The sequence below is a fragment of the Aeromonas sp. s1(2024) genome (assembly GCF_040908005.1).
Classification (GTDB): domain Bacteria; phylum Pseudomonadota; class Gammaproteobacteria; order Enterobacterales; family Aeromonadaceae; genus Aeromonas; species Aeromonas caviae.
In genome coordinates, this window is sequence record NZ_JBFOCW010000078.1 from 35507 (window position 1) to 44791 (window position 9285).

A 9285-nucleotide genomic window follows, 5' to 3' on the forward strand; every position below is an offset into this window, starting at 1 on the left:
TGAAGAGGGGGTGGCCGAGGTGGGCCGCACCCGAAGTGCCGGGATTAGCTTGCGTCATCCTGCTTGATGCCCAGCATGAAGGTGCCCTGGGGACGGATGGGCAGGTAGTGCTGGTAGAACGCCTGATAGGTGGCCAGGGGGTCGAGATCCTGGAAGAGGTCCGGATAGAGGGCCTTGGCCATGAACTCGATGAGGGCGGCATCCATGATGCTGCGGGTGGCGCCGTGATAGACCGCGTAGAGGCGACCCTGCTTCACCGCAGGCAACTCGCGCCAGCCCGGACGGGCGGCAAAGCCCTGCAGGCGCTGGCGCACGGTCTTGGCCGACACATCCTGGCCCACCTGCATGGCGACAGCACTGCTCACGCTCTCGTAGCCCGCCATCAGGATCACCTCGGGCTTGCTCGCCAGCAGTTGTTCCGGGTGGATGGGGCCCCAGCGATCGACGAAGGGGGCGGCCACGTTCTCACCGCCCGCCAGCAGGGCCATAGCGCCCCACATGTCCTTGCCATAGGTGTAGCTGTACTCGGCCGGGCCCTTGTCACCCAGCTCGATGTAGACCCGGGGCGGCTTGCGCTTCGCGGCGGCGATGCGCGAGGTGATGGTGTCAATCTTGGCCTTGTACTCGTCGGCCATCTTCCGGGCACGGGCCTCCTGGCCGGTCAGCTTGCCAAGCAGCAGGGTGCTCGCCATGTGCTGTGCCAGGGTCTGGGCGTTGTAGTCGATGACCACCACCGGGATCCCCGCCTGCTCGAGGCGCGGCAGGTCCGCGGCCAGGGCCTCGTATTGCCACTTCGCCAGGATCACCAGATCGGGCTTGACCGCCAGGGTCTTCTCGATGGAGAAGCTCTGATCCTGCACGTTGCCAAGGTCCGGCACTTTGGCCAGTTGTGGCTGGCTGGCCACGTAGAGAGACCAGATGGCGGGACGGGACTTCATGAACCAGCTCAGGGACATGCCCACCAGGCGCTCGGCGCCGCCTTCACCGGCCACGGCCAGGTAATCTTCGGGATAGAAACCGAGCACGATGCGGCTGGCCGGAAGGCTCAGGGAGACCTTGCGGCCCATCACATCTTCCACTTCAACGGGGGGGGCGGCCTGCGCCATCCAGCTCGCCAGGACGAGCTGGCCGAGCAGCAGCAACTTTGCCAGGGGGTGACGAAACATCTTGTAGCACCTCGGGAATAGAGACGGTCAAAAAAAGAAAGTGAGAACTATTGCCATTCGCGAGCGCAAAAGCAACAAACCTTTGTGCCATCCCCTCTCTTGTTATTTATGTCACTACTGGAACCCATGCCACCGCGGCACAACACCCTGCTCCAATAGAAGCCCTCTCTCTGTTTGCATGGAAAAAGGGTGGCCCGTGGTGCCCATCTTGCCGCGTGTGGAGCAGGGTACTGGCCGCCGCACCTCTCGCGCTCTCAACCCTGGAGTCTGTCCGATGTCTAGTCTCCCTGGCATGGCACCGCCAGAGGTGGCGACGATTTCCTGCGCACCGATGACGGACACTGCCCATTCGGGTATTGCCCGTCACCTGCACGCAACATTTTGTTGTCATTGTTAGCCAGCTCCCAGCGGCTCCGCCGTCAAAGGGGCAGAGTAGGCCCGCCGCGGGATCATGGCACCGAATCGTCATGATCTCGCCGGCAACAAGGTGCTGCGGCCCGCCTTGCGCGGGGCGCCAATAACACGAACTGCAAATAAAAAAAGGAAACTGACCATGTCAGGAAGACATTCTCTCGTGGCGCTGGCCGTCGGGCTGGCGCTCGCTGGACAGGCGCAGGCGCAACTGCTTATCACCGAATACCTGGAAGGGTCCGGCAACAACAAGGCGCTGGAGCTGAGCAACCTCGGCAGCGACGCCGTCGATCTCTCCCAATACCGGCTGGCGCTCTATGCCAACGGCAAACCCCTCACCGAGGCCCCCACCAACAGCCTGGCGCTGCAGGGCACCCTGGCGCCGGGGGCCAGCCTGGTGCTGGCCAATCCCTCCGCCAGCAGCGAGATCCTGGCCAAGGCCAATCAGACCAGCGGCAACCTGGTGTTCAACGGTGACGACGCCCTGGTGCTCTATCGCGGCAGCGAGCTTGTGGACAGCTTCGGCCAGGTGGGGGTGGATCCGGGCACGGCCTGGGTCTCGGGCGGCGTCTCGACCCTGGACATGACCCTGCGCCGCAAGGCCACCGTCACCACGGGCCGGGTCGATGCGACCGCCCCTTTCGATCCGGCGCTCGAATATGTGGCTGCTCCCAAGGATGACGCCAGCGGTCTGGGTTGCAGCGGCGATGGTCCCTGCGATGGCACCCAGCCGCCCGCCTTCGTCTGCCCGGTGGATCAGTTGGTGCCCGTGCCCGCCATTCAGGGCCCCGGCAGCAGCAGCCCGCTGGTGCCGGCCGGCAAGTTTGAGTCCGAACAGGCCTATGCCACCCGCGGCGTGGTGACCCAGGTGGTGAGCGGCCTCTACAAGGGCTTCTTCATTCAGGACGTGCAGGGGGACGGGGAGCCGGCCACCTCCGACGGTCTCTTCGTCTACAGCACCAAGGCCAACGCTGCCGTCGTGCCGGGGGCCGAGGTGTGCGTCTCGGGCAAGGTGAAGGAGTATTTCAACCAGACCCAGCTCAGTGCCGACGAACTGGCGGTGACCCAGCCTGCCGGCGCCGTGCCGGCGGCGGTGGATCTGGTGCCGGTGGCGGGGGAGAGCCTGAGCCAGCTGCTGGAGCGTCACGAGGGAATGCAGGTGAGGCTGGTGCCCGAATCCAGCCTGGTGGTGACCCGCAACTTCAGCTTCGATTACGACGGCAAGCGCAACAACCTGGTGCTCTCTTATGGTGCGCCGCTTATCAAGTCGACCCAGAAATTTGCGGCCCAAAGCGAGGAGGCAAGCAACTGGGCCCTGCGCAACCAGCAGAACCAGCTGGTGGTGGAGACCGACGCCAAGGCGCCGGATGGCGTGCTGCCCTGGTTCCCCGGCTTCAATGCCGAGGACGGTTACCTGCGCATCGGCGACAGGCTCAACGGGCTGGAGGGGGCCCTCGGTTACTCCTACAACCTGTTCAGGCTGGTGGCGAACAATCGCATCGACGCAAGCCAGATAGATCACAGCGGCTGGGATCGGGTGGAAACCCCCGAGCTCGCCGAGGCGGGGGATCTGCGGGTCGCGAGCTTCAACGTGCTCAACTTCTTCACCACTGTCGTGGGAGGGGATGCCAACCCCACCGGCAGCAACCGGGGCGCCCTCACGGTGGCGGAGTTCGAGCTGCAGCGCACCAAGATAGTCAGCGCCATTACCCGCCTCAATGCCGACGTGGTGGGGCTGATGGAGATCGAGAACAACGGCTATGGCGACAACTCCGCCATCGCCAACCTGGTGGGGGCCCTCAACGCCGCCCAGCCGGACGAGGCGGATCACTACCGCTGGATTGCCTCGCCGGATGGCAAGCCCATCGGCACCGACGCCATCACGGTGGGCCTCATCTACCGGCCCGCCAAGGTGACCCCGGAGGGGGCCGCCAGCCTCATCGCGCTGCCGGTGCAGCAGGCCGAGGCGCAGGACGCCAGCGGCAAGCCGGTGACCATCAACCAGGGGATGCGCGAGTCGCTGGTACAGCGCTTCAGCTCGCCCAAGGGGGATGCGCCCCTGACCCTGGTGGTCAACCACCTCAAGTCCAAGGGCTCCGCCTGCTTCGAGGATTACCCCGACTACGCCACAGCCGATCCCCTCGATGGCCAGGGCCACTGCAACGCGCTGCGGGTCTCCGCCGCCAAGGTGCTGGGGGAGACCCTCAAGGATTTGGCCGGGGATCTGCTGCTTATCGGCGACATGAACGCCTACGGCATGGAGGACCCCATCCGGGTGCTGACCGACTATGATCCGGCCGCCCAGTCGCGCCAGATCATGAGCGCCTCCTTCACCACATTGGCGGGTCAGCCCTTCGAAGAGAGCGGCAGCGCCCTGGGCAAGGGATATGGCCTTATCAACCTCAACACCCGCTTCCACGGCACCGACACCTACTCCTACAGCTATGAGGGAGAGCTCGGCAACCTAGATCACGCCCTGGCCAATCCGAGCCTCGCGGCCAAGGTGATCGGCATCGAGGATTGGCACATCAACTCCGCCGAGAGCAACTTCTTCGAGTACGGCAGCAAGTACAGCGGCCAGCTGGCGAAATCCGAGGGGCCCTTCAGCGCCTCGGATCACGACCCCGTGCTGGTGGCCATCCAGTATCCGCTGCCCCCCGCCGGGGTGTTGAGCCTCGAGAGCGCCGCCGCCAGCGTGGAGGAGGGCAACACCCTGTCCCTGACCGTCAGCCGCAGCGATGGCAGCCATGGGGAGGCCAGCGTGAGTTATCGCATCGCCTACGGCAGCGCCGATGCCAACGACGTGGCGCCGCTTACCGGCACCCTGCACTGGGCCGCCGGGCAGAGCGACAGCCAGACCATCAGCATCCCGGTGAAGAGCGACACCCTGCGCGAGGGGGACGAGACCTTCACCCTGGAGCTCTATGATGCGAGCGGCGCGGCCCTGGGGGATCAGCACCAGACCCTGGTGACCATCAAGGACAAGCTGGCGCCGTCCACCATTGCGCTGGCTCACCCCACCATGACGGTGAACGAGGAGCAGTGGTTTGCCGAGATCCCCCTGGTGCGCACCGGCGATCTCAGCAAGCCCGCCCGTGCCAGGGTGAGCCTTGAGGGGATCACGGCGCGCTGGGGGCTGGACTTCCTGCCCTGGCTCGGCCAGTCGGTGAGCTGGGCCGCGGGCGAGGGGGGAAGCAAGTCGGTCAAGGTGCTGGTCATCGATGACTGGTTCGTCGAGCCCACCGAGCAGTTCAGCGTGAGCCTCGAGAAGCTGAAAGGGGCCCAGCCGGGCGCCGTCCAGCAGACCCGGGTCGACATTCTGGACAACGACAAGTCCTGGTGGCCCTTCGGTCGCCACTGAGGATGATTGAGCAACAAGAAAGGGGCCTGCGGGCCCCTTTCTGTTGAGAAAACTTTTGTTGGGAAGACCTGTTGCAGACAGGTTGGGTTGCGAAGATGAAAAAGGCCCACCATCGTGGTGGGCCTTCTTCATGGCAGGGCGCTCCTAACGGAGTATCAACCCTGCGCGTTGCTCAGTACCAGCTTGCCATCCTTGACCGGAATGGTGGGGCCGGGTTGCTTCTCCATGCGTACCACCCCTTCCTGGCCGGCGAGGCGGTAGGTGACGTCATAGCCGATGGTGCGGGTGCTGCTCTCCTGCACCGTCTTGCAGCGCTGCTCCGTGGTGGTGTAGGTATCACCCGCCTGCATGTTGCCCTGCACCTGATTCCCGGCATAACCCCCTGCCACGGCACCGGCGGCGGTGGCCACCTTCTTGCCGCTGCCACCGCCAAACTGGTGGCCGACCACGCCGCCCAGGGCCGCGCCAACCACGGTACCCAGGATCTTGTGCTCGTCCTGCACCGGCTTGCGGTGGGTCAGGGTGACGTTGCGGCACTCCTGACGCGGCGTCTTGATGGTCTCGGTCACCGGCTTGCTGGCCAGCACCTCGGCAAACTGGGGCTCTGATGAAAACAGGGATCCGCTGGCGACCGCCGACAATGCCAGCGCAGAGGCCACACCGATCCCGACACCTGCCAACATGGATTTGTTCATCACTCTTCTCCTCGTACTCATACCCGTTGAGGGCTTGGGATCATTCTTGGCATTTTGCGCCGCAGGCTCAAGGCAAGGGCCACGGGATCGCGACAGGGGCTGACTGCGCAAAAAGTGACCGCGCAAAAATAGCGTCGGCGATTGGCGACAGGGGGAGCAGGGCCGAGGGCCCCTAAGACGTTTCGCTAATACCTGGGATCTGCCCCCCTTGATACCCTTTCATCCGGTTCCAGCCGGCATCCTGGCCCCGCATCAGGGCGCAATGCCGGTCGTGGTGAACCGCGAGAGCCACCCCGTTTTGTGTCCCTGTGAGGAAGGATCCGATGACAGAGCAGAACATGTACGACGCCGGCCTTGGCAAGACGCCCGCCAATTTCGAGGCGCTGACCCCCTTGAGCTTTCTGGGGCGGGCCGCCCGGGTCTATCCCGACTATCCGGCGCTGATCCACGGCACCCTGCGCCAGAGCTGGGCCCAGACCGAGCGGCGCTGCCGCCAGCTCGCCTCGGCCCTGCGCCGTCGCGGCATTGGCGAGGGGGACACAGTCTCCATCGTCGCCCCCAATGTGCCGGCCATGTTCGAGGCGCACTTCGGGGTACCCATGAGCGGCGCCGTGCTCAACACCATCAACACCCGGCTCGATGCGGACGCCATGGCCTTCATCTTCCAGCACGCCCAGAGCAAGGTGGTGCTGGTGGACCGGGAGTTCGGCGCCGTGGTGCGAAAGGCGCTCTCTCTCATTGACAGCCAGCCCTTGGTGATCGCCATCGACGATCCCCTCTACCGGGAAGGGGAGCTGGTCGGCGAGCTCGACTACGAGGGGTTCATCGCCCTGGGGGACGGGGACGAACCCGGCTGGCTGCCGGCGGACGAGTGGCAGGCCATTTCCCTCAACTACACCTCCGGCACCACGGGGAACCCCAAGGGGGTGGTCTATCACCATCGCGGCGCCCACCTCAATGCGATCAACAATGCCCTCTCCTGGGAGCTGCCCAAGCACCCGGTCTACCTCTGGACCCTGCCGATGTTCCACTGCAACGGCTGGTGCTTCCCCTGGACCCTGGCGGCCACCGCCGGGGTGAGCGTCTGTCTGCGCCACGTGCAGGCGGCGGCCATCTACGGGGCGCTGCGCGAACACAAGGTGAGCCATTTCTGCGCCGCCCCCATCGTGCTCAATATGCTCAACAATGCCGATCCGGCCCTCAAACAGGGACTCGACCACCCCGTCAAGGCGATGACGGCGGGGGCAGCGCCACCCGCCACCGTGATCGCCGGCATGGAGGCCATGGGGATCGCCGTGACCCATGTCTATGGCCTCACCGAAACCTATGGCCCCTGCGTGGTGTGCGAGCCGCAAAGACGCTGGCAGGGGCAGGATGCCGCCACCCTCTCCCGTCTCAAGGCGCGCCAGGGGGTGGCCTCCCCCCTGCAAGGGGAGATGCGGGTCATCAACCCCGTCAGCGGCGAGCCGGTTCCCATGGATGGCAAGACCCTGGGAGAGATAGTGCTGCGGGGCAACATCGTCATGAAGGGCTACCTCAAGAACCCGGCGGCGAGCGAAGAGGAGATGGCACAGGGATGGTTTCGAAGCGGGGATCTCGCGGTCTGGCACCCGGACGGCTATGTGGAGATCAAGGACAGATCCAAGGACATCATCATCTCCGGCGGGGAGAACATCTCCAGCCTGGAGGTGGAGGATGTGCTCTATCGCCACCCCGATGTGGAAGAAGCCGCGGTGATTGCCATGCCGGACGAGACCTGGGGGGAGGTGCCCTGCGCCTTCGTCAAGCTCAAGGAGGGGCGCGAGCTTACCCAGGCCGAGCTCATTGCGTTCTGCCGCGAGCAGATGGCCCACTTCAAGGCCCCCAAGCGCATCATCTTCACCCCGCTGCCCAAGACCTCCACCGGCAAGGTGCAGAAATTTATGCTGCGCAAGCAGCTGGAGTAGAACGGGAAGTCACAGTCATGTGAAGGTTTAAGCTGGCGCCATATTGCCTCGGGGTGATATGGCGCCAATTCCTATGTTCATCAAACTCTTTTGGATCTCACTCTGGTAATATCCTGCTCAGTATCGGAACAGGAAAACACTATGACGGTTGCAGCATTTGATTGGAGTGAGCCACTTCCATGGGCTGGCCCGGGAGCCATCGACGGAGTGGTGGAGGATTTGGCAGGTGACAGGCTGGGCCGCGCTCGCTATGCCGAGTTTTTGAGCAACTATCTGGCGGCAGAGGGCAAGCAGCGCAACTATGTGCTGAACCTCAATGCCGAATGGGGTGCAGGCAAGACCTGGTTTATCAAGCGCTGGTATATGGAACTTAAAGAGTGCTATCCCACCGTTTATATCGACGCCTGGCAGCAGGACTTTTCCGATGATCCCTTGTTGACGGTGATCTCGTCGATTATTGAACAATTGAGAGACGCCACCGGAAATAATGTTGCCGTACCTGATGGCATCAAGTCCAGGCTATTGGGGTTGCTTAAGGTCGGCGGAAAATTGGTGATCAAGTCAGCCATTAAAAAGGCTGGGCTGGAGGATGGTGATTTCTCTTTGGAAAGTGAAGATGCAGATCAGTTAGTTGATACTCTCTGTGGCGCTGTTTCCCAAATCAACCATCAAGCCACAACTGCCCCAGCCCCAAGTGACCGTTACACTCGGGGCTTTCTGACAGGCAGACCAAGGGTATTCAGTTTGTTTATGGCACTGACATACGCCATGACTTCTCCCACTTGGCCATTGTAGTTACGCAGACTGATTCTCCCCGCCAGCAACTGCTTGAACCGATACATCGCCGTTTCCGCCAGCGAGCGACGGTGATACCCCGATATCTTCTTCCAGTGCGCCAGCCCTTCCTTGCGCATCACCAGCACAGCCTCATTTCTTGGATGTCCTTTTTCCCATAGCCCAGCGTTCTTGCGAGGCGGGATACAGGCTGTCGCCCCTTTGCGCGAGATTAGCTGATGGCTGGCTTTGCTGTCATAGGCGCCATCCGCATAAACACGTCCCAGCTTGCGCCGCAGTGGGTTGAGCAAGGTCGGCAACACCTCGGCATCATGGACATTTTCCAGCGAGACTTCCGCCGCCACGATATCGTGGGTCACCGGGTCTACCGCCAGATGCAACTTGCGCCACACTCGCCGCTTCTCGGCGCCGTGTTTTCTGACCTTCCACTCGCCTTCACCAAATACCTTCAGGCCCGTCGAATCGATAACCAAGTCAGTGATGCGCCCCTTAGAGGGCTGTCGATAAGCCACCGCCACCGTGCGTGCTCGCTTGCTGACACAGCTGTAATCGGGGGCACAAAGCGGTACGTTCATCAACTCGAACAGGGAGTCGAGTAGTCCCTGGGTGCCCGCAGAGTGAGGTTGAAAATCCCCTTGAGCATCAGGAAGGTGCAGATGGTCTGGTCAGTGTATAGTTGGCTGCGGCCCCGCCGCCCATGATGGCCGTGGTGAAAGCAGTTGTTCATGGCCTCGGCATCAACCCAGAAGGTGAGTGAACCACGGTTAATCAAAGATTTGTTGTATGTAGGCCAGTTGGTGATGGGGTGAAGCGACGTGCTCATGATGCAGACTTGAAGGAGATGGTGGTGATCAGATCACCAAGTCCTCAGTTAGTTCCATTCAAGCTGCATCGATTTGGGCAACAACGCC

5 protein-coding genes and 1 pseudogene are annotated in these 9285 nt (G+C 63.0%); 3 read left to right on the top strand and 3 right to left on the bottom strand.

Translation table 11 applies throughout. The features are described from left to right. Nucleotides 1–44: 44 nt before the first annotated feature. A complete protein-coding gene (locus AB5Y70_RS18880; protein WP_010674676.1) occupies nucleotides 45–1166 on the bottom strand; it encodes an ABC transporter substrate-binding protein in 1122 nt (373 codons plus the stop codon). Nucleotides 1167–1719: 553 nt separating this feature from the next. On the opposite strand from AB5Y70_RS18880, the gene AB5Y70_RS18885 reads away from it, so the two are divergent. After that, on the top strand, nucleotides 1720–4938 hold the full coding sequence (locus tag AB5Y70_RS18885) for an ExeM/NucH family extracellular endonuclease (RefSeq protein ID WP_029314502.1): 3219 nt from the start codon (nucleotides 1720–1722) through the stop codon (nucleotides 4936–4938). Between the two features lie 155 nt (nucleotides 4939–5093). On the opposite strand, the gene AB5Y70_RS18890 is transcribed toward AB5Y70_RS18885, so the two are convergent. Continuing rightward, the gene (locus tag AB5Y70_RS18890) at nucleotides 5094–5633 is read right to left on the bottom strand and encodes a glycine zipper 2TM domain-containing protein (RefSeq protein WP_010674678.1); all 540 of its coding nucleotides are present in this window, start codon (nucleotides 5631–5633) and stop codon (nucleotides 5094–5096) included. 323 nt (nucleotides 5634–5956) lie between these two features. On the opposite strand from AB5Y70_RS18890, the gene AB5Y70_RS18895 reads away from it, so the two are divergent. Next, nucleotides 5957–7579 carry an acyl-CoA synthetase gene (locus tag AB5Y70_RS18895; protein ID WP_010674679.1) on the top strand — a complete coding sequence of 541 codons (1623 nt, stop codon included), beginning with the start codon at nucleotides 5957–5959 and terminating at the stop codon, nucleotides 7577–7579. 141 nt (nucleotides 7580–7720) lie between these two features. After that, nucleotides 7721–8374, top strand: a complete 654-nt coding sequence (locus tag AB5Y70_RS18900) for a KAP family P-loop domain-containing protein (RefSeq protein ID WP_010674680.1) — start codon at nucleotides 7721–7723, stop codon at nucleotides 8372–8374. Here the strand turns inward: AB5Y70_RS18900 and AB5Y70_RS18905 are convergent. After that, nucleotides 8281–9197 (bottom strand): annotated as a pseudogene (locus AB5Y70_RS18905) (IS5-like element ISAs13 family transposase). The gene AB5Y70_RS18900 and the pseudogene AB5Y70_RS18905 sit on opposite strands and share 94 nt — an antisense overlap. Nucleotides 9198–9285: the final 88 nt, after the last annotated feature.

Excerpts from the sequence above, each read along its gene's own strand:
- AB5Y70_RS18900 (WP_010674680.1), top strand. The coding sequence starts at position 7,721 with ATGACGGTTGCAGCATTTGATTGGAGTGAGCCACTTCCATGGGCTGGC.
- AB5Y70_RS18895 (WP_010674679.1), top strand. The coding sequence starts at position 5,957 with ATGACAGAGCAGAACATGTACGACGCCGGCCTTGGCAAGACGCCCGCC.
- AB5Y70_RS18890 (WP_010674678.1), bottom strand. The coding sequence starts at position 5,633 with ATGAACAAATCCATGTTGGCAGGTGTCGGGATCGGTGTGGCCTCTGCG.
- AB5Y70_RS18885 (WP_029314502.1), top strand. The coding sequence starts at position 1,720 with ATGTCAGGAAGACATTCTCTCGTGGCGCTGGCCGTCGGGCTGGCGCTC.
- AB5Y70_RS18880 (WP_010674676.1), bottom strand. The coding sequence starts at position 1,166 with ATGTTTCGTCACCCCCTGGCAAAGTTGCTGCTGCTCGGCCAGCTCGTC.